The following is a 20,801-nucleotide window of genomic DNA, read 5'->3' on the forward strand; positions in this document are numbered from 1 at the left end:
TCTACCTCAAAGGGAATGGGAGCTGCCACAATGAAAGTCGCACGTCTGTTGATCCTGCTCGCCGTGCTGGTGGCCGGGCTCGTCATCGGTGCCCTCAATTCGCAGGACATGACCCTCAACCTGGGGTTCACTGCCATCCATTCCAGCACCGGCCTGGCCATTACCGTGGCCCTGTTGACCGGTGCGATCATCGGTGCCGGGCTGGTCCTGGTCGGCGTGGTGATCCCGTTGTATTCCCGACTGCGCAAAGCGCAGAAAGCGGCTCCGGCCGCCGCCCCCGTGGCGTCTTCTTCTTCACCTTTCGACGGACGTTGAGCGCCGATGGAATTTGTATCCGAGTGGTTCTGGTTTTTCCTGTTCCTGCCGCTGGCAGCACTGTCGGGCTGGGTGATCGGCCGTCGCGGTGGCCAGCGCCATGGCGACAACCAGGTCAGCCACCTGTCCAGCACCTACTTCCGTGGCTTGAACTACCTGCTCAACGAGCAGCCCGACAAGGCCATCGAACTGTTCCTGCACATTGCCGAGCTGGACAAGGAAACCTTCGAGACCCAGGTCGCGCTGGGCCACCTGTTCCGCCGCCGGGGCGAGGTTGATCGCGCCATCCGCCTGCACCAGGGGCTGGTCAACCGCACCGACCTCAGCGACGCACAGCGCGTCCAGGCCCTGCTGGCGCTGGGCGAGGACTACATGAAGTCCGGCCTGCTCGACCGTGCCGAAACCGTCTTTACCGAACTGGCCCAGATCGACCAGCGCGCCCCGCAGGCGCTCAAGCACCTGATCGGCATCTACCAGGCCGAGCGCGACTGGGAAAAGGCGATCGACAACGCCACCCGTTACGAAGAAGTCACCGGCGAGCCGATGGGCAAGCTGGTGGGGCAGTTCGAGTGCGAGCTGGCCGAACGCTTCCGTGGCGCCGGCAAGATCGATGAAGCCCGCGCGGCCATTGCCCGTGCCTACCAGGCCGATGCGATGTCGGTGCGTGCCGGCATCATTGAAGGACGCCTGGAAACCGATGCCGGCAACGCCGAAGCCGCCGTGCGCGCGTTCGAGCGGGCCGCCCGCAATGATCCCGAATACCTGCCCGAGGTGCTGCAGCCGTTGATGCAGAACTACCGAAAGGTGGGCGATCTGGGCGGCGCGCGCGCGTTCCTGTCGGAAATGACCGAGCACTATCGTGGCATCGCCCCGGTCCTGGCCCTGACCCAGCTGATGGAAGAGCAGGAGGGCGTGGCCCCGGCCCGCGCCTACCTGGGCCGGCAGCTGAAGGATCGCCCGTCGGTACGCGGCGAGTCGGCATTGATCGACCTCACCCTGGCCGAAGGCGCCGACTCCACCGCCACCCTGCATGACCTCAAGCACATCACCGACCAGCTGCTGGTCCGCAATCCGGCCTATCGCTGCACGCGTTGTGGCTTCGGTGCGCGCACCCACCACTGGCAATGCCCCAGCTGCAAGGAGTGGGGTACGGTCAAGCCGCTGTTGAACTACGCGGTGCTCTGAGCCATGCCGGCAGGGTGGTGGATGGGGCTGCCGGCCGTGCTGGCGGTGGCGGCGGTGCTCACGTGGTGCGCCCGCCGGTACGCACTGCGGCGCAAGCTGTTCGACCAGCCCGGGGAACGCCGCAGCCATGTCGTGGCGACCCCGCGCGGGGGCGGCATTGCCATCGTGGTGACCCTGCTGCTGGCGCTGGCCGCGGCGGCGGTCATCTGGCCGGGCGCCCGGACGCCGTTGCTGGTGTCGGGGCTGGGCCTGGTGCTGGTGGCCGGGATCGGCTGGTGGGACGACCACCGGCCGCTGCCGGCGGTGCGCCGGTTGCTGGTCCATCTGCTGGCCGCCGGCCTGCTGGCAGGTCTGGTGTGGGATGCAACGGGCAACCCTTGGCAGGCGCTGCTGGCGCTGCTGTTTACGACATCCCTGATCAACATCTGGAACTTCATGGATGGGATCAACGGGATCGCGACCAGCCAGGCCATTCTGGCCGGCGCCGCGTTCGCGCTTGTCCTGCCGGGTCCGCTGGCGTTGGCCGGGATTGTCCTGGCACTGGCCTGCCTGGGTTTCCTGCCGTTCAATTTTCCGAATGCAAGGATCTTCATGGGCGATGTGGGCAGCGGGGCGTTAGGTTATGCCGTCGCAGCCCTGGTCTGCCTGGCCAGCGTGGCAACCGACATCTCGTGGCTGCTGCTGCTGGTGCCGCTGACGGCGTTCCTCGTGGACGCTGGCTTCACACTGCTTTCGCGCATGCTGTCGGGGCAAAGATGGATGGAGCCCCACACCCAACATCTGTATCAACGTGCCGTCAAAAGTGGTGCAACGCACACTTCGGTTACAGGGACGTACTTTGTTTTTGGTCTGTTCAGTATTACAGTGTTTAATGCTTGCACGTATTTGCAGCCGAGGTGGGAGGCTGCCGTGGCCGTAGCGTGGATATTCTTCGCGACCGGTCTTTGGCTGCTCCTGCGCAAGGGAATGCGCTACTAGAAGGATTGCCCGCTTTATGACGCCTTGGCAGGACCGTTTCACGAGTCTGCTTCCCCGTGCCGCCATCGTGGCCCACGACCTGTTCATGGTCTGGGCGTGCTGGCAGTTGCTGCATGCCGGCCGCTATTCGATGCTGGCCGATGCGCCCTCGTTGCCGCTGTGGAACATCGATACCTCGCTGGTGCTGGTGATCCAGGCCATCGTGTTCTGGCGCGTGGGTCTGTACCGCGGGCTGTGGCGGTTCGCCAGCGTGGCCGACCTGCTGCACATCTTCAAATCCAGCTTCATCGGGTTGCTGGCCATCGTGGTGGTGCTGGCCTACAAGCGCTTCAATGGCGTGCCGATGTCGGTGCTGGTGATCTATCCCTTCGCGCTGTCGGCCCTGCTGGGCGCGCCCCGCCTGCTGTACCGGGCATGGAAGGACTACCAGGCGCTGCAGTCGGATGCGACCGCGCGCCGGGTGCTCATCCTGGGCGCCGGCCAGGCTGCCGAAGCGCTGGTCCGCGACCTGCGCCGGTCGGGGGATTTCGAACCGGTGGGCCTGCTCGACGATGCGCCGCACCTTCAGGGGGCGAAGCTTCAGGGCCTGCCTATCCTGGGCACCCTGGACGATGCCGCCTCGGTGGTACGCGAAACCGCGGCCAGGTTGCTGGTGATTGCCATCCCGTCGCTGGATGCCGCCGGCATGCAGCGCGTGGTGGCCATCTGCGAAAGCACCGGGGTGCCGTTCCGCATGGTGCCCAAGCTCAACGACGTGCTGCTGGGCCATTCGCTGCCCGGTGAGCTGAAGGAAGTGGCGATCGAGGACCTGCTGGGGCGCAAGCCGATCCTGCCGGACTGGTCGCTGATCCGCGGCTGGCTGGGCGGGCGCACCGTGCTGGTGACCGGCGCCGGTGGTTCGATCGGCTCGGAATTGTGCCGCCAGTGCGCGCGCCACGGGGCAGGGCGGGTCGTACTGCTGGAAATGAGCGAGCTGCTGCTGCTCACCATCGAGGCCGAACTCAAGCGCAGCTTCCCCGACCTGGTCGTGGAGGCGGTACTGGGTGACTGTGGCGACCCGGCGGTGATCCGCCACGCCTTGTCGCTGTCGCAGGTGGATGCGGTGTTCCATGCGGCGGCCTACAAGCAGGTGCCCGTGCTGGAACGGCAGCTGCGCGAAGCGGTGCGCAACAACATCCTGTCCACCGAAACGGTGGCCCGGGCCTGCGTGGAAGCGCGGATCGAACATTTCGTGTTCATCTCCACCGACAAGGCGGTCGACCCGGTCAATGCGCTGGGCGCCAGCAAGCGCTACGCCGAGATGATCTGCCAGAGCCTGGACCAGAAGACCAGCCATACCCGCTTCGTCACCGTGCGCTTCGGCAACGTGCTCGCCTCGGCGGGCAGCGTGGTGCCGGTGTTCCGCGAGCAGATCCTCAAGGGCGGCCCGGTCACGGTCACCGACCCGGAAGTAACCCGTTACTTCATGACGATTCCCGAAGCCTGCCAGCTGATCCTGCAGGCGGCGGCATCAGCCTCGCACGGGGCGATCTATACGCTCGACATGGGCGAGCCGGTGCCGATCCGGGTGCTGGCCGAGCAGATGATCCGCCTGGCCGGCAAGCAGCCGTACAAGGACATCGCCATCATCTACACCGGCCTTCGACCCGGCGAAAAGCTGCACGAGACCCTGTTCTATTCGGACGAGGACTACCGTCCGACCGCGCATCCCAAGATCCTCGAGGCCGGCGTGCGCACCTTCGCCCGCGAGCAGGTGCTGGGCAACGTGCCGCGGCTGCGCGAGGCCATCGCCAACTACGATACCGATGCCATCAACAGCATCCTGTTCGCGACCATGCCGGAATTTGCGCCGTTGCAACAGGAATCTCACGTCGAGTCGGCTAAGGTGCTTCCCTTTCCGGCACGAGAGGCCAACAGGCTGTGACGAACAAGCGCATTCGCAAGGCGGTTTTCCCGGTGGCGGGGCTGGGCACCCGGTTCCTTCCCGCAACCAAGACGGTTCCCAAGGAAATGCTGCCGATCATCGACCGGCCGTTGATCCAGTACGCCGTCGATGAGGCGATCGAGGCAGGGTGCGACACCCTGATCTTTGTCACCAATCGCTACAAGCACGCGGTCGCGGACTATTTCGACAAGGCGTACGAACTGGAGCAGAAGCTCGAGCGCGCGGGCAAGACCGAGCTGCTGGAACTGGTGCGCAACGTGCTGCCGGAAGGCGTGCGCGCGGTGTTCGTGACCCAGACCGAAGCGCTGGGCCTGGGCCATGCGGTGCTGTGTGCCAAATCCGTAGTGGGCGACGAGCCCTTCGCGGTGCTGCTGCCCGATGACCTGATCTGGAACCGCGGCGACGGCGCCCTCAAGCAGATGGCCGATCTCAACCAAGCCACGGGCGCCAGCGTGATCGCGGTTGAAGACGTGCCCCACGAGAACACGGCCAGCTACGGCATCGTGGCGACCGAGGCCTTCGACGGCCGCAAGGGGCGCATCGCGCAGATCGTGGAAAAGCCCAAGCCGGAAGACGCGCCGAGTGATCTGGCCGTGGTTGGCCGGTACGTGCTCAGCCCGAAGATCTTCGAACTGCTTGAAGCCACCGGCAAGGGCGCGGGCGGTGAGATCCAGCTGACCGACGCCATTGCCGACCTGCTGAAAACCGAGGAGGTCAACGCCTACCGGTTCGAAGGTACCCGGTTCGACTGCGGCACCCACCTGGGGCTGGTGGAAGCCACCATCCGCTTCGCGCTGGAAAGCCACAAGCTGGGCAAGCCGGCGCGCGAGAAGCTGGCGCAGATGCTGGAAGAAGACGAGGGCTAAGCCCCCCGTCCCATGCTCGCGCATGAAAAAGGCGACCCGGACGGGTCGCCTTTTTGCTTCTCCGCCCGCCTGCAAACGGCAGGCGGCCATCTCTTCCGGCCGACAGGTACCGACCGCTGGTCGGTACCTGGATCCCGGATCACAGCGATTCGAAAATACCCGCTGCGCCCATGCCGGTGCCGATGCACATGGTGACCATGCCGTACTTCTGCTGGCGACGGCGCAGGCCGTGCAGCAGGGTGGCGGTCCGGATCGCGCCGGTGGCGCCCAGCGGGTGGCCCAGTGCGATGGCGCCGCCCAGCGGGTTGACCTTGGACGGGTCCAGCCCGCAATCACGGATCACCGCCAGCGACTGCGCGGCGAACGCTTCATTGAGCTCGATCCAGTCCAGCTGGTCCTGGGTCAGGCCAGCCTGCTTGAGCGCCTTGGGAATGGCCGCGATCGGGCCGATGCCCATCACTTCCGGGCGCACACCGGCGACCGAGAAACTCACGAAGCGGGCCAGCGGCTTCAGGCCGTAGTCCTTGACCGCCTGTTCCGATGCCAGCAGCACCGCACCGGCGCCGTCGCTCATCTGCGAGGAGTTGCCGGCGGTCACCGTGCCGCCAAACTGGCCGTTGCGGAACACCGGGCGCAGCTTGGCCAGGCCTTCGGCGGACGAGTCCAGGCGCGGGCCTTCGTCGGTGTCCACGATGCGGTCGCGGGTGATGATGCGGCGGCCGTCGGCCAGGTCCGGCTGGCGGGTGCGCACGTCATACGGGCTGATCTCATCCTTGAAGTCGCCGTTCTGGATTGCGGCGATGGCCTTCTGGTGCGAGGCCAGGGCGAACGCATCCTGCTCTTCGCGGGAAACCTTCCATTCCTCGGCGACCTTCTCGGCGGTGATGCCCATGCCGTAGGCGATGGCCACGTGGTCGTTGTCGAACACGCTCGGCGCCATCGCGATCTTGTTGCCCATCATCGGCACCATCGACATCGATTCGGTGCCGCCGGCCAGCATCAGGTCGGCGTTGCCGAGACGGATCTGGTCGGCTGCCATCGCCACGGCCTGCAGGCCGGACGAGCAGAAGCGGTTGACGGTCTGCGCGGCGATGGTGTCCGGCAGGCCGGCCAGCAGCACGCCGATGCGCGCCACGTTCATGCCCTGCTCGGCTTCGGGCATGGCGCAGCCGATGATGGCGTCATCGATGCGGTTGACGTCGATGCCCGGTGCCTGCGCGACCACGGACTTGAGCACGTGGGCCAGCATGTCGTCGGGACGGGTATTGCGGAACACGCCCTTGGGCGCCTTGCCAACCGGGGTACGGGTGGCGGCGACGATGTAGGCGTCCTGGATCTGCTTGGTCATTGTGGTGGTCTCTTATGGGTCAGTTGCGCAGCGGCTTGCCGGTCTTCAGCATGTGCGCGATGCGGGCCTGGGTCTTTTCCTGCTGGGCCAGTTCGACGAAGTGCTTGCGCTCCAGGGTCAGCAGCCACTCTTCATCCACCAGCGTGCCGCGGTCCACTTCGCCACCACACAGCACGGTGGCGATACGCACGGCGATTTCGTAGTCGTACGGGCTGATGAAACGGCCCTCGAGCATGTTCACCAGCATCATCTTGAAGGTAGCGATACCCACGTCACCGGCCACCTGGATGCGGCTGGCCGGCATCGGCGGACGGTAGCCGCCTTCGGCCAGCGCCTGCACTTCGGCCTTGGCGATGTGCAGCGCTTCGAAGCTGTTGAACACCACCTTGTCGGTGGCGCGCATCAGGCCCAGTTCCTTGGCGTTGACCGCGGAGTTGGAGACCTTGGCCATGGCCACGGTTTCGAAGGTCTTCTTCAGTTCGGCGAATACATCACCGCCCGGGCCGGCGGCCTGGGAGGCGCGTACCGCCAGTTCCTTCAGGCCACCACCGGCCGGCAGCAGGCCGACGCCGGCTTCGACCAGGCCGATGTAGCTTTCCAGTGCGGCCACGCTCTTGGCGCTGTGCATCTGGAACTCGCAGCCGCCGCCCAGGGCCAGCCCGCGCACGGCGGTCACCACCGGCACCAGCGCGTACTTGATGGCCTGGCTGGTGCGCTGGAAGTTGTGCACCATTTCTTCGAACTGGTCGACCTTGCCGGCCTGTAGCAGGCCGAGCGCGCCGGCCAGGTCGGCACCGGCGGAGAAGGGTTCCTTCTGCTGCCAGATCACCAGCCCCTTGAAGCCCTGCTCGGCGCGCTTGATGGCTTCCTGCAGGCCATTGAGCACGTGGTCGGACACGGTGTTCATCTTGGTCTTGAAGCTGACCACGGCGATGCCGTCGCCGTCGTGCCACATGCGCACGCCGTCGTTCTCGAACACGGTTTCGCCCGGGCTGAAGGTTTCGCCCAGCAGCGGATCCGGGAAGCGCTGGCGCTGGTACACCGGCAGCGCCGAACGCGGCAGCTTGGCGTTGCGGGTCGGGCTGTAGCTGCCTTCGGCGGCGTGCACGCCATCGCGGCCATCGAACACCCAGTCCGGCAGCGGGGCGTTGCTCATGCTCTTGCCGGCCACGATGTCATCGGCGATCCACTGCGCGACCTGCTTCCAGCCGGCGGCCTGCCAGGTTTCGAACGGGCCCAGCGACCAGCCGTAGCCCCAGCGGATGGCCAGGTCGACGTCGCGCGCGGTTTCGGCGATGTCGGCCAGGTGGTAGGCGCTGTAATGGAACAGGTCGCGGAAGGTCGCCCACAGGAACTGCGCCTGCGGGTGCTGGCTTTCGCGCAGCTTGGCGAACTTCTCGGCCGGGTTCTTGATCTTCAGGATCTCGACCACTTCCGGGGCGGCGGTGCGATCGGCAGCGCGGTAGTCCTGCTTCTCCAGGTCCAGCACCACGATGTCCTTGCCGACCTTGCGGAAGATGCCGGCGCCGGTCTTCTGGCCCAGCGCACCCTTGGCGATCAGCGCATCCAGCCACTTCGGCGAGGCGAAGTACTGGTGCCACGGGTCGTTGGGCAGGGTGTCGCCCATGGTCTTGATGACATGGGCCATGGTGTCCAGGCCGACCACGTCGGAGGTGCGGTAGGTGGCCGACTTCGGGCGGCCGACCAGCGGGCCGGTCAGGCCATCGACTTCATCGAAGCCCAGGCCGAACTGCTGGGTGTGGAAGATGGTGGACAGGATCGAGAACACGCCGATGCGGTTGCCGATGAAGTTCGGGGTGTCCTTGGCGTACACCACGCCCTTGCCCAGGGTGGTGACCAGGAAGCTTTCCAGGCCTTCCAGCACGGCGGCGTCGGTGGTGGTGGCCGGGATCAGCTCGGCCAGGTGCATGTAGCGCGGCGGGTTGAAGAAGTGCACGCCGCAGAAGCGGTGGCGCAGCTGTTCGGGCAGCACGTCGGCGAGCTTGTTGATGCCCAGGCCGGAGGTGTTGGAAGCCAGCACGGCATGATCGGCCACGAACGGGGCGATCTTCTTGTACAGGTCCTGCTTCCAGTCCATCCGTTCGGCGATGGCTTCGATGATCAGGTCGCAGTCGCGCAGCTGCTCCAGGCCGGTTTCATAGTTGGCCGGGGTGATCGCTTCGGCGTACGACTTGCTGGCGAGCGGGGCCGGGCTGAGCTTGCCCAGGTTGGCGATGGCCTTGAGCACGATGCCGTCGGCAGGACCTTCCTTGGCGGGAAGGTCGAACAGCACGGTGTCGACGCCGGCATTGGTCAGGTGGGCCGCGATCTGGGCACCCATGACGCCGGCACCCAGCACGGCGGCGCGGCGGACTAGCAGGGAATTGGACATGTCGATAAGCCTTTGTTGGTCTGGAAGCCGGGCAGGGCCCGGCTCTACGGGGGTGATATGGGGCCCGGCGTTACGGGGTGGCAGGAGTCGCCGCCGCAGGGGCGGTAGCCGCGCTGGCGCGGAAACCGGCTTCGGCGAAATGGATGAGTTCCTGGGCTGCATGGGCACGATGCGCCGCTTCGGTGACACCGGCGGGTCGCTTGATCAGCCCGAAATCGGCCATGGCGTAGGTCAGTGCGCCGGCCAGGAAGTCCAGTCGCCAATACAGCTCTTCCTTGCTCAGGCCCGGCACGCTGGCGGCGATCGCCTTGCCGAACTCGCGCAGGACGTGGCCGTAGTGGTCGGAGAGGAACTTGCGCAGGTTGTCGTTCTTTTCCGCGTACGCGCGGGCGATGACACGCACGAACGCGCCCCCGGTCTGGCGGTCCTGGGCCATGGCCAGCGCCGGTTCGACGAACGCAGCCAGCACCGGCCGCAGCTGCCCGGGGTGGTCGCGCCGGGCGATGTCCAGCTGCGACAGCCGGGCGGCGGTCATTTCGTCCATGCGCCGGCGGAACACCTCGTTGACCAGGTTTTCCTTGGATCCGAAGTGGTAATTCACCGCAGCGATGTTCACATCGGCCTGGCTGGTCACCTGGCGCAGCGATGTCCCGGCGAACCCGTGCAGGGCGAACAGCTCCTCGGCGGCGCCGAGAATGCGGTCCTTGGTGGAGAAGTGGGCGGGTTTGGCCATGGGCGGGGCAGGGGTTCAATCAAACGATTGTTTGATATTAGACCCCGGCATCCTCGGTGGCATGCTGCGGCGCACAAGATGTTGGTCCTCGTTCATGCCCATCAACCTGAACGGCGGGCAGTCGCCGCCAGCGCGAGGTTGCCGCGCAGGGCGTGGCAAGACGTACCGAGAGGTTGTAGAATCACGCCACGTATATAGGCTAAGCCCGCGTTTCGACGCGGGTTTTTTTCATGTTACTCTCGGGCCGATCAGTGGCCCGCCCAACGGAGAATTCCCATGGCGCTGGAGCGCACCCTTTCCATCATCAAGCCGGACGCCGTCGCCAAGAACGTCATCGGTGAAATCTACGCCCGCTTCGAAAAGGCTGGCCTGAAGGTCGTGGCTGCCAAGTACAAGCAGCTGTCGCGCCGTGAAGCCGAAGGCTTCTACGCCGTGCACAAGGAGCGTCCGTTCTTCAACGCGCTGGTCGAGTTCATGATCTCCGGCCCGGTGATGATCCAGGCGCTGGAAGGCGACAACGCCGTGCTGGCCCACCGCGACCTGCTGGGCGCCACCAATCCGAAGGACGCTGCGCCGGGCACCATCCGCGCCGACTTCGCCGATTCCATCGATGCCAATGCCGCCCACGGCTCGGACTCGGTCGAGAATGCCGCGATTGAAATCGCGTACTTCTTCGCCGCGACCGAAGTGGTCTCGCGCTGAGAGTAATGCCGTGAACGAGGTCGTACAGCCCAACGCCATCCCCATCGTGCTCGCCCAGGGCGCGCCGGTGGCCAAGCAGAACCTGCTCGACCTCGATCGCGAGGGATTGGAGCGCTTCTTCGCCGAGACACTCGGCGAAGCGCGCTACCGTGCCCACCAGGTCATGAAGTGGATCCACCACCACTACGTCACCGATTTCGACCAGATGACCGACCTGGGCAAGGCGCTGCGCAGCAAGCTGCAGCAGCATGCCGAAGTCCGCGTGCCGAACATCGTCTTCGACAAGCCGTCGGCCGACGGTACCCACAAGTGGCTGCTGGCCATGGGCACCGATGGCAAGAACGCGATCGAAGCGGTCTACATCCCGGACAAGAACCGCGGCACGCTGTGCGTGTCGTCGCAGGTGGGCTGTGCACTGAACTGCACGTTCTGCTCCACCGCCACCCAGGGCTTCAACCGCAACCTCTCCACCGCCGAGATCATCGGGCAGGTGTGGGTGGCGGCGCGCCACCTGGGCAACATTCCGCACAAGCAGCGTCGCCTCACCAACGTGGTGATGATGGGCATGGGCGAGCCGTTGATGAATTTTGACAACGTCGTGCGCGCCATGAGCGTGATGCGCGACGACCTGGGCTACGGCCTGGCCAACAAGCGCGTGACCCTGTCGACCTCCGGCCTGGTCCCGCAGATCGATCGCCTGTCGGCCGAAAGCGATGTGTCGCTGGCGGTGTCGCTGCATGCGCCGAACGATGCGCTGCGCGAGACCCTGGTGCCGCTCAACAAGAAGTACCCGATCGTGGAACTGATGGCCTCGTGCGCGCGCTACCTGCGTGCGAACAAGCGCCGCGAATCGGTCACCTTCGAATACACCCTGATGAAGGGCATCAACGACCAGCCCGAGCACGCCCGCCAGCTGGCGCGGCTGATGCGCCAGTTCGACAATGCCGTACAGGCCTCGCATTCGGGCAAGGTCAACCTGATTCCGTTCAATCCGTTCCCCGGTACCCGCTATGAGCGCTCCGGTGATGCGGAGATCCGCGCCTTCCAGAAGATCCTGCTCGACCAGCAGGTGCTGACGATGGTGCGGCGGACCCGTGGCGACGACATCGATGCCGCCTGTGGCCAGCTCAAGGGCCAGGTGATGGATCGTACCCGCCGCCAGGCCGAGTTCAACAAAGCGCTCCAGGACGGGAAAAACCGGGATGCCGCTGCCTGACCGCCGATTGCCAGCCGTTTTTTTCGTCGCGCTGGCACTCGCCGGGTGTGGCAACAAAGGCGTCAAACCCATGACCGCTCCGCTGGGCGTAGCGCCCGAGTATGTGGCGCGCGACAACGCTGACACCCGTCGCCGGGTCAGCTACCAGGACCAGATGACATTGTCGGCCGAGGCGTTCCGCGCCGGAGCGCTGGATGCTTCCGAAAAGCGCGCCCGAAGCGCGCTCAAGCTCGACGCGGGCCGGCCGGATGCCTACATCATGCTGGCGGCGCTGGCCAACCGGCGCGGTGACGATGCCGCTGCCGGTCCGCTGTTCCAGAAGGCGGCCGAGCTGGCGCCGGACAGCGGCGAGGTGCTCAACAACTATGGCGCGTGGTTATGTGGTCATGGCCGCGCCACCGAAGCGTTGCCACTGTTCGACCGGGCCGTTGCCGCGCCGGGTTACCGCACGCCGGCCGCAGCCCTGGCCAACGCAGGCGGCTGTGCGCTTGACGCCGGCCAGCCCGAGCGCGCCGTGCGGGACCTGCGCCGGGCCCTGGCGCTGGATCCGGCCAACCCCTATGCGCTGGAGGCCATGGCCCGCAACGAGCATGCCCAGGGCCGCTTTTTCGAGGCCCGGGCCTTCGTGCAACGGCGTCTCGCGGCTGCACCGGCCACACGTTCCGTGTTACAACTTGCCTCTCAAATCGAGGCGCAGCTTGGCGACACAGTGGCATCCGGTCGTTATCTGCAGCGAATTCGCGACGAATTTCCGCAGGATGCGGCTCCTAATTCCCGGGGTTGAAGCATTGTGATTGATGACCAGACTGTGAACGCTTTTGACACCGCGGCCGGCTGTGGAGCACGTCTCCGGCAGGCGCGGGAAGCGGCAGGACTGACGCTCGAAGCAGTGGGGCAGCAGTTGCGCATGCCGGTGCAGGTGGTGAAGTCACTCGAAGCCGAGCAGTGGGACCGCCTCGGTGCGCCGGTGTTCGTCCGCGGCCAGCTCAAAAGCTATGCGCGCCTGCTCAAGGTCGACCTGGGCGATGTGCTGGACCAGGCCCACATCGGGCCGGTGGTGCCGCCGCAGCTGGTCAGCCACACCCATACCCCGCGGGCCCGCCGTATCGCCGAGAGCCTCGGCCGCCGTGCCCTGTATGTCGGCATCACCGCGGTGCTGGCCGTGCCGGTGTGGTTCGCCACCCGCGGCCACTTCGACAGTGCCTCGACCACCCCCAATACCGCTTCGCTGGATGTGATTCCCGCCGCCGTACCGGTGGCGGGCACCGCGCCGGCAGCCCAGGCGGCGCCGGTGGTGACGCCTGCGCCGTCGACGGCGCCGTCGGCCCCCTACCTGGCCTCGTTGACCCCGGTGCCCCGGCCCACGGCCGCCGCGCCGGCGCCGGCCGGTGCGCTCAGCCTGCAGTTCAAGGGCGACAGCTGGGTGGATATCGTCGCGCCCGACGGCAGCACCGTCGAGAAAGCCCTGATCAAGTCAGGCGAAACCCGCGCCTTCAGCCCGGGCCAGGTGGCCCGCATGGTGCTCGGCAATGCGTCGGCGGTGGAGGTTCAGCAGGCCGGTACCATCATCGACCTTTCGCCCTACCAGCGAGCCAACGTGGCACGCTTTACGGTATCCTCTGACGGCTCCGTGGCTCCGGTTTCACACTGAGCCGCGTTTCCCGATTCATTTCGACAATCCAATTCAAACAGTCCCTCCTGACGGGCAGGGGCGAGAGTACGCATGGCGATCGACGACCTGCTCGACGAGCACGAACAAAGTGAACGCGTCCGCAGCTGGCTGCGGAAGAATGGTGTCAGCATCATCGCCGGCGTGGCGATTGCCATCGGCGGCATCGCCGGCTGGCAGTGGTGGCAGAAAGAACAGGGCAGCCACCTGGCGGGTGCCCACGGTGAGTACCAGGTGGTGCTCAAGCAGCTGGAGGACAAGAAGCTGGACGAAGCGGCCAAGGGCGTGAAGACGCTGGAAGGCGGCAAGGTCCAGGTCTACGGCGACCTGGCAGCGCTGCAGCTGGCCAAGGCGCAGGTCGATGCAGGCAAGAACGAGGAGGCCCTGGCCACCCTTCGTGCCATCAAGGCCGACCCGGAATACAAGGCGGCGATCGACCAGCGCATTGCGCGCCTGCTGATCGCCACCGGCAAGAACGATGAAGCCATCACGCTGCTGGGCAGTGCCACCGACAGTGCGAGCCTGGAAATCCATGGCGACGCCTTGATGGCGCTGGGCAAGCGTGACGAAGCCCGCGGGCAGTATGAGAAGGCGCTCAAGACGCTGGATGTGGCAGCGCCCCAGCGGCGCGTGCTGGAAACCAAAGTGATGGATGCCGGTGGCACCGTCACCGAGCCTGCGGAGTCGGTGTAATGAAGCAGATGGTCATGATCAAGCGCGTAGCCACCCTGGTGTTGATGGGCGTGGCATTGTCCGGCTGCACCACCGTCAAGGGCTGGTTCGCCGGCAAGGACGCGGAGGCCAAGAAGGCGCTGGAGCCGGCAGAGCTGGTCAAGTTCGAGCCGACCGCCAAGGTCGACCGGATCTGGAGCACCAACCTGGGCAAGGGCGAGAAGCGCATCGGCGTGCGCCAGGGCCCGGTCGTGGCCGATGGCCGCGTGTACGCGGCCGCGATCACCGGCGGCGTGCATGCGCTGGACCTGCAGACCGGCAAGACGGTCTGGACCTACGAGCCGGCCAAGGTCAAGAAGCAGCCCAAGCTGCGTCTGTCCGGTGGCCCGGGCGTCGGCGAAGGCCTGGTGGTGATCGGTACGCTGGATGGCCAGGTCATCGCGCTGGACGCCAACGACGGCAGCGAAAAGTGGCGCGCCAAGGTGCCGGGCGAAGTGATCGCCGCGCCGGCGATCGCCCAGGGCATCGTGTTCGTGCGCAGCAACGATGGCCGGGTGACCGCCTTCGATGCCGGCAACGGCACCCAGAAGTGGTTCAACCCGCGTGAGCTGCCCATGCTGACCGTGCGCGGCAACGCGCCGGTGGTGGCCGGCCCGGGCGTGCTGTTCATCGGCAACGATGACGGCAGCGTGGCCGCGCTGGGCATGCAGGACGGTCGCACCGTGTGGGACCAGACGGTCTCCAACGGTGAAGGCCGTACCGAGCTGGAGCGCATGTCCGATGTGGACGGTGCGCCGGTGCTCGAGGGCAACACCCTGTTCGTGAGCAGCTTCAAGAACCAGACCATGGCGATCGAAGGCCCGACCGGCCGTCCGCTGTGGGCGCGTGACCATGGCGGCGCCGGTGGCGTGGCCCTGACCTCGGGCAATGTGATCGTCACCGACAACAAGGGCGGCGTGTTCGGCCTGGACAAGGCCAGCGGCAGTGCCATGTGGTCACAGACCGGCCTGGCCCGTCGCTCGCTGACCGGGCCGGCCATCCACGGCGATTACGTTGTGGTGGGTGACTACAAGGGTTATCTGCACTGGTTGCGGACAGACAATGGTGAACTGGCCGCGCGCGCCAAGAGTGGCGGCGATGCCCTGCTGGCGCAGCCGGTGGTCGCCGATGGGATTCTGCTGGTGCAGAACGTTGATGGAAAGCTGACCGCATTCCGGTTGGCACAATAAGGAGTTACCGCGATGCTGCCCTTGGTCGCCCTGGTTGGACGGCCGAACGTCGGCAAGTCCACCATTTTCAATGCGCTGACCCGTACCCGTGACGCCCTGGTCCATGACCAGCCCGGCGTCACCCGGGACCGCAACTATGGTGTTTGCCGTCTGGACGAGGACAACCCGTTCCTCGTCGTCGACACGGGCGGTATCTCGGAGGATGACGAAGGCCTGGCCGGCGCAACCGCCGACCAGGCACGTGCTGCCGCCGGCGAAGCCGATCTGATCCTGTTCGTGGTGGATGCCCGTGACGGGACCTCCGCGCTGGATGACGAGATCCTGTCGTGGCTGCGCAAGCTGTCGCGGCCGACCCTGCTGTTGATCAACAAGATCGACGGCACCAACGAAGACACCGTGCGCGCGGAATTCGCCCGCTACGGGTTCAGCGAAATGCTGACCGTGTCCGCCGCCCACCGCCAGGGCCTGGACGACCTGCTTGAAGAAGTGGTCCAGCGCTTGCCCGAAGAGGGCAGCGGCGAGGAGATGGACAACGATCCGAACCGGATGCGCATTGCCTTCGTCGGCCGCCCCAACGTGGGCAAGTCGACCCTGGTCAACCGCATTCTCGGCGAAGAACGGATGATTGCCTCGGAAGTGCCGGGCACCACCCGCGACTCGATCGCGGTGGACCTGGAGCGTGACGGCCGCGAATACCGCCTGATCGACACCGCCGGCCTGCGTCGCCGCGGCCGGGTCGAAGAGGTGGTGGAAAAGTTCAGCGTCATCAAGACCCTGCAGGCCATCGAGCAGTGCCAGGTGGCGGTGCTGATGCTGGACGCCAGCGAGGGCGTGACCGACCAGGACGCTACCGTGCTGGGCGCGGTGCTGGATGCCGGCCGCGCGTTGGTGGTGGCGATCAACAAGTGGGATGGCCTGACCGATTACCAGCGCGAACAGGCCGAAGCGCTGGTCTCGCGCAAGCTGGGCTTCGTGCCGTGGGCTGAAACGGTGCGCATCTCGGCCAAGCACGGCTCGGGCCTGCGCGAGCTGTTCCGTGCGATCCACCAGGCGCATGCCTCGGCGACCCACGAGTTCAGCACCAGCGAAGTCAACAAGGCGCTGGAAATCGCCTACGAGACCAACCCGCCGCCGGCGATCCGGGGTCACGTGTCCAAGCTGCGTTACGTGCACCCGGGCGGTTCCAATCCGCCGACCTTCATCGTGCATGGCACGCGCTTGAAGGAGCTGCCGGAGTCGTACAAGCGCTACCTGGAAAACTTCTTCCGCAAGCGCTTCAAGCTGATCGGCACGCCGGTACAGTTCATCTTCCGCGAGGGTGCCAACCCGTACGAAGGCAAGAAGAACGTGCTGAGCGAACGCCAGATTGCCAAGAAGAAGCGCCTGATCAAGCACGTCAAGGGTCGCTGAAGCCCATGGCGTCCCGGCACACCGGGACGCCATCCCACGGTAGCGACACACCACGCGTGTCCCAGGCGGACCCAACCCGCCCATAATGGGCCATGACCGCAGTACCCGAACTCAGCCCCGAGCACGCCCGCCAACGCACCCTCCACGGCGCGCTGCTGATCGACGTGCGTGAACCGCACGAGCGCGCCACCGGTATGGCCGAGGGCGCAAGGGGAATCGCGCAGGGCGATCTCCTGAGCGAAGCCAGCACGCAGCTCCCAGCGCTTGACCGCGAGATCCTGCTGATCTGCCAGAGCGGCAAACGCTCTCTGGACGCTGCTGCGGTGCTGCGTGACCTCGGCTACACCCACATCGCGTCCGTCCACGGCGGCACCACTGCCTGGCGCGCTGCCGGGCTGCCACTCGTGCAGCCGCTGCAGAGCGACGACGAGAGGGATTTCAACGAACGCTACTCACGCCACCTGCTGCTGCCGCAGGTCGGCGTTGCCGGCCAGCAGGCGCTGCTCGGCGCCCGGGTACTGCTGCTTGGCGCGGGCGGGCTTGGCTCGCCGGCCGCCTTCTACCTCGCCGCCGCCGGGGTAGGGCACCTGCGCATCGCCGACGACGACGTGGTGGAGCGCAGCAACCTGCAGCGGCAGATCCTGCATACCGACGCCAGCATCGGCGAACCCAAGGTGCAGTCGGCCCGCGCGCGGCTGCTGGCGCTCAACCCCCGGCTGGACGTGGAAGCGGTGCAGGCGCGGGTGACCTCGGACAACATCGACGCGCTGCTCGACGGCGTGGACGTGGTGCTGGACGGGTCGGACAACTTCCCGCTGCGCTACCTGCTCAACGATGCCTGCATCCAGCACGCGATCCCGCTGGTCTACGGCGCGGTGGAGCGTTTCACCGGCCAGGTGTCGGTATTCGACGCCGGCCGCCATCGCGGCCAGGCGCCGTGCTACCGCTGCCTGTTCCCCGAGCCGCCGCCGCCGGAGTTCGCGCCCAACTGTGCCGAGGCCGGGGTGCTGGGCGTGCTGCCGGGCATGGTCGGCCTGCTGCAGGCCACGGAAGTGCTCAAGCTGCTGCTCGGGATCGGTGAGCCGCTGGTGGGGCGGCTGCTGACCTTCGACGCGCTGGGCATGCGTTTCCGCGAAATCCGCCTCGGGCCGGACCCCGCCTGCCCACTGTGTGCACCCGGGCAGGCGTTCCCGGGTTACATCGACTACGCCGCATTCTGCGCAGATCCGTAGGACGATATGGCGATTTACTGACCGATCGTTCCATTCCCGGCACGATCTTGCGCACCTGCGTGCTATGTCCCTGCATCAACTTGTCCTATCGTGATGGCTGATCGGAGTTGCAAGGAACAAACCGCATGGCGGTGGAAGCAGGTGCCAGTGAACTGGTGAAAGTAGTCGCCCTGCTGGGTGCGGCAGTGGTGATGGTGCCGTTGTTCCGCCGGCTGGGATTGGGCTCGGTGCTGGGCTATTTCGCCGCCGGGTTGGCGATCGGTCCGTTCGGCTTCGGCTGGTTCTCCGATCCGCAGGCGATCCTGCATACGGCCGAACTGGGCGTGGTGATGTTCCTGTTCGTGATCGGACTGGAAATGCGGCCTTCGCACCTGTGGAGCCTGCGCAGGGAAATCTTCGGACTGGGCACGCTGCAGATCGTGGTCTGCGGTGCGGTACTCACCGGCGTGTGCATGCTGTTCGGCTTCACGCTGCCGGTAGCCTTCATCGGTGCGGCCGGCTTCGTGCTGACTTCCACCGCCGTAGTGATGCAGCTGCTGGCCGAGCGCGGTGATATCGCGCTGCCGTCCGGGCAGAAGATCGTCTCGATCCTGTTGTTCGAGGACCTGTTGATCGTGCCGCTGCTGGCGGTGGTCGCCTTCATGGCGCCGGTGCAGGCCGATGCCGGTACCGGCTCGCGCTGGATCAGCGTGGCCATCGCCGCCGGCGCGATCGTCGGGCTGGTGCTGGTGGGCCGCTTCCTGCTCAACCCGCTGTTCCGCATCCTGGCCGCCGCCAAGGCGCGCGAGGTGATGACCGCCGCCGCATTGCTGGTGGTGCTGGGCGCGGCACTGCTGATGCAGCTGGGCGGGCTGTCGATGGCAATGGGCGCGTTCCTGGCCGGCGTGCTGCTCAGCGAATCCACCTTCCGCCACCAGATCGAAGCCGACATCGAACCGTTCCGCGGCATCCTGCTCGGGCTGTTCTTCCTCAGCGTGGGCATGGCGCTGGATCTCACCGTGGTGGCCAACAACTGGCCGCTGATCGTGTCCGGCGTGCTGGCCCTGATGCTGGCCAAGGCGGTGTGCATCTATGGTGTTGCGCGCATCCTGGGCAGCGACCACCGCCAGGCGCTGGATCGTGGCGTGGTGATGGCGCAGGGCGGCGAATTCGCCTTCGTGCTGTTCTCGGCGGCCGCTGCTGCCGGTGTCATCGGTATCGAGGTCAACGCCAACCTGACCGCCATCGTGGTGCTGTCGATGGCGCTCACCCCGCTGTTCGTGCTGCTGCACGACAAGCTGATGCCGGCGCGTGAAGTCTCGCTGGAGGGCGTGGATACCGCCGAGGGCATGTCCGGCAGCGTGCTGATGATCGGCTTCGGTCGTTTCGGCCAGGTGGCCAGCCAGTCGCTGCTGGCGCGCGACGTGGACGTGACCATCATCGACAACGACGTGGACATGATCCACAACGCCGAGCGCTTCGGCTTCAAGATCTACTACGGCGACGGCACCCGGCTGGATGTGCTGCATGCATCGGGCGCGGCCACCGCGCGCGCGATCGCGGTGTGCGTCAACAACGCGCAGGATGCCGACCGCATCGTCGAACTGGTCGCGCACGAGTTCCCGCAGGCCAAGCTGCTGGTGCGTTCGTTCGATCGTGAGCACTCGCTGCGCCTGATCCACGCCGGGGTGGACTTCCAGATCCGCGAAACCTTCGAATCCGCGCTGATGTTCGGCCAGGCCGCGCTGGTCGAGCTGGGCGCCGACGAGGACGACGCACGCGACATCGCCGAGCAGATCCGCGAACGCGACGCCGAGCGTTTCGAGCTGGAAATGGCCGGCGGCGACCTGCGTGCCGGTGCGCACATGGTGTTCGGCAGCGCGCTGCCGGGCGTGCCCACGCCGACCCCGTTCACCGCGCCCAAGCGCAAGGCACGCACCCTCAACGCCGACGAAGTGCCGGAAGAAGAGGAATAGGGGACAATACCGTCCCCGCCGCCGCACGCCCCGCATTCGATGAACGATTCCGCCCCCCGTCATTCCGCCCGCATCCTGGACGGACGCCGCATCGCCGAAGACCTGCTGGACAGCCTGAAGGTGCGCGTAGACGCCCGCCTGGCGGCCGGTGGCAGCCGGCCGGGGCTGGCCGTGGTGCTGGTGGGCGGCGATCCGGCCTCGACCGTGTATGTGCGCAACAAGCGCCGTGCCGCCGAGAAGGTCGGGATCGAGGCGTTCGATTACGACCTGCCGGCCGGCACCGGTGAAGCCGAGCTGCTGACCCTGATCGACCAGCTCAATGCCGACCCGAAGATCCACGGCATCCTGGTCCAGCTGCCGCTGCCGGGCATCCCCGACGCCAGCCGCCTGATCCACCGCATCGACCCGCGCAAGGACGTGGACGGCTTCCACCCGGAGAACGTCGGCCACCTGGCCCTGCGCGAATTCGGCCTGCGCCCGTGCACCCCGCGTGGCATCACCACGCTGCTGGGCCATACCGACCAGCCGGTGCGTGGTCGCAACGCCACCATCGTGGGCGTGAGCAATCACGTGGGCCGGCCGATGGGCCTGGAGCTGCTGATCGCCGGCTGCACGGTGACCAGCTGCCACAAGTTCACCCCCAAGGACGTGCTGGAGCAGTCGGTGCGCAATGCCGACATCCTGGTGGTAGCGGTAGGCCGCCCCGGCATCGTGCCGGGCGAGTGGGTCAAGCCGGGCGCGGTGGTCATCGACGTGGGCATCAACCGCCTGGACGATGGCCGCCTGGTCGGCGACGTGGGCTTCGAAGCGGCGGCCGCACGGGCCAGCTGGATCACCCCGGTGCCGGGCGGGGTAGGGCCGATGACCGTCGCTACGCTGATGCAGAACACGATAGAAGCCGCCGAAGCATCCTGACGCCGGGACACCGTGGCGACCAACGGTCGTCACCTACCG

Annotated in this window: 18 protein-coding genes; 15 read left to right on the forward strand and 3 right to left on the reverse strand. The window is 66.5% G+C overall.

What is annotated here, in order from left to right; genetic code table 11:
- Nucleotides 1–30: 30 nt before the first annotated feature.
- The 5 genes from BAY15_RS08735 to galU are packed head-to-tail and all read left to right on the forward strand — an operon-like array spanning nt 31 to nt 5,289.
- Nucleotides 31–315, forward strand: a complete 285-nt coding sequence (locus BAY15_RS08735) for a LapA family protein (protein ID WP_068851282.1) — start codon at nt 31–33, stop codon at nt 313–315.
- Between the two features lie 6 nt (nt 316–321).
- Nucleotides 322–1,500 (forward strand): lipopolysaccharide assembly protein LapB, encoded by a 1,179-nt coding sequence (lapB, locus tag BAY15_RS08740; protein WP_068851284.1) that lies wholly within the window; start codon nt 322–324, stop codon nt 1,498–1,500.
- 3 nt (nt 1,501–1,503) lie between these two features.
- Nucleotides 1,504–2,478: an MraY family glycosyltransferase gene (locus BAY15_RS08745; protein ID WP_068851287.1), complete on the forward strand. Its 975-nt coding sequence runs from the start codon at nt 1,504–1,506 to the stop codon at nt 2,476–2,478.
- Between the two features lie 16 nt (nt 2,479–2,494).
- Nucleotides 2,495–4,402, forward strand: coding sequence for a polysaccharide biosynthesis protein (locus BAY15_RS08750; protein WP_068851290.1), 1,908 nt, complete (start codon nt 2,495–2,497; stop codon nt 4,400–4,402).
- Complete coding sequence (gene galU, locus BAY15_RS08755) at nt 4,399–5,289, forward strand: UTP--glucose-1-phosphate uridylyltransferase GalU (RefSeq protein ID WP_068851293.1); 891 nt, start codon at nt 4,399–4,401, stop codon at nt 5,287–5,289. The genes BAY15_RS08750 and galU overlap by 4 nt, the downstream gene beginning before the upstream one ends.
- Nucleotides 5,290–5,428: 139 nt before the next feature.
- On the opposite strand, the gene BAY15_RS08760 is transcribed toward galU, so the two are convergent.
- The 3 genes from BAY15_RS08760 to BAY15_RS08770 all read right to left on the reverse strand — a co-directional run bounded on the left by BAY15_RS08760 (nt 5,429) and on the right by BAY15_RS08770 (nt 9,762).
- Nucleotides 5,429–6,637: an acetyl-CoA C-acyltransferase gene (locus tag BAY15_RS08760; protein WP_068851296.1), complete on the reverse strand. Its 1,209-nt coding sequence runs from the start codon at nt 6,635–6,637 to the stop codon at nt 5,429–5,431.
- Between the two features lie 19 nt (nt 6,638–6,656).
- Complete coding sequence (locus BAY15_RS08765; RefSeq protein ID WP_068851299.1) at nt 6,657–9,029, reverse strand: 3-hydroxyacyl-CoA dehydrogenase/enoyl-CoA hydratase family protein; 2,373 nt, start codon at nt 9,027–9,029, stop codon at nt 6,657–6,659.
- A 70-nt stretch (nt 9,030–9,099) separates the two neighbouring features.
- Nucleotides 9,100–9,762, reverse strand: coding sequence for a TetR/AcrR family transcriptional regulator (locus BAY15_RS08770; RefSeq protein ID WP_068851302.1), 663 nt, complete (start codon nt 9,760–9,762; stop codon nt 9,100–9,102).
- Nucleotides 9,763–10,038: 276 nt separating this feature from the next.
- Between BAY15_RS08770 and ndk the strand changes: the two genes are divergently transcribed.
- From ndk to folD, 10 genes are all read left to right on the forward strand, one after another.
- Nucleotides 10,039–10,464: a nucleoside-diphosphate kinase gene (ndk, locus tag BAY15_RS08775; RefSeq protein WP_068851305.1), complete on the forward strand. Its 426-nt coding sequence runs from the start codon at nt 10,039–10,041 to the stop codon at nt 10,462–10,464.
- Between the two features lie 10 nt (nt 10,465–10,474).
- Nucleotides 10,475–11,680, forward strand: a complete 1,206-nt coding sequence (rlmN, locus tag BAY15_RS08780; RefSeq protein WP_068851309.1) for a 23S rRNA (adenine(2503)-C(2))-methyltransferase RlmN — start codon at nt 10,475–10,477, stop codon at nt 11,678–11,680.
- Nucleotides 11,667–12,464, forward strand: a complete 798-nt coding sequence (locus BAY15_RS08785) for a tetratricopeptide repeat protein (RefSeq protein WP_068851312.1) — start codon at nt 11,667–11,669, stop codon at nt 12,462–12,464. The genes rlmN and BAY15_RS08785 overlap by 14 nt, the downstream gene beginning before the upstream one ends.
- A gap of 6 nt (nt 12,465–12,470) precedes the next feature.
- Nucleotides 12,471–13,331, forward strand: coding sequence for a helix-turn-helix domain-containing protein (locus tag BAY15_RS08790; RefSeq protein ID WP_068851315.1), 861 nt, complete (start codon nt 12,471–12,473; stop codon nt 13,329–13,331).
- A 72-nt stretch (nt 13,332–13,403) separates the two neighbouring features.
- Nucleotides 13,404–14,042: a YfgM family protein gene (locus BAY15_RS08795; protein WP_068851318.1), complete on the forward strand. Its 639-nt coding sequence runs from the start codon at nt 13,404–13,406 to the stop codon at nt 14,040–14,042.
- A complete protein-coding gene (bamB, locus tag BAY15_RS08800) occupies nt 14,042–15,250 on the forward strand; it encodes an outer membrane protein assembly factor BamB (protein WP_068851321.1) in 1,209 nt (402 codons plus the stop codon). The genes BAY15_RS08795 and bamB overlap by 1 nt, the downstream gene beginning before the upstream one ends.
- 12 nt (nt 15,251–15,262) lie before the next feature.
- Nucleotides 15,263–16,660 carry a ribosome biogenesis GTPase Der gene (der, locus tag BAY15_RS08805; protein WP_068851324.1) on the forward strand — a complete coding sequence of 466 codons (1,398 nt, stop codon included), beginning with the start codon at nt 15,263–15,265 and terminating at the stop codon, nt 16,658–16,660.
- 92 nt (nt 16,661–16,752) lie between these two features.
- Nucleotides 16,753–17,892: a molybdopterin-synthase adenylyltransferase MoeB gene (gene moeB, locus BAY15_RS08810; protein WP_068851327.1), complete on the forward strand. Its 1,140-nt coding sequence runs from the start codon at nt 16,753–16,755 to the stop codon at nt 17,890–17,892.
- Nucleotides 17,893–18,017: 125 nt separating this feature from the next.
- On the forward strand, nt 18,018–19,847 hold the full coding sequence (locus tag BAY15_RS08815) for a monovalent cation:proton antiporter-2 (CPA2) family protein (RefSeq protein WP_068851330.1): 1,830 nt from the start codon (nt 18,018–18,020) through the stop codon (nt 19,845–19,847).
- 39 nt (nt 19,848–19,886) lie between these two features.
- Entirely contained in the window at nt 19,887–20,762 is an 876-nt protein-coding gene (gene folD / locus BAY15_RS08820; RefSeq protein ID WP_068851333.1) for a bifunctional methylenetetrahydrofolate dehydrogenase/methenyltetrahydrofolate cyclohydrolase FolD, read from the forward strand.
- The last annotated feature ends 39 nt before the right edge of the window (nt 20,763–20,801 follow it).

Origin of the sequence: Stenotrophomonas rhizophila (genome assembly GCF_001704155.1) — a bacterium.
Lineage (GTDB): Bacteria > Pseudomonadota > Gammaproteobacteria > Xanthomonadales > Xanthomonadaceae > Stenotrophomonas > Stenotrophomonas rhizophila_A.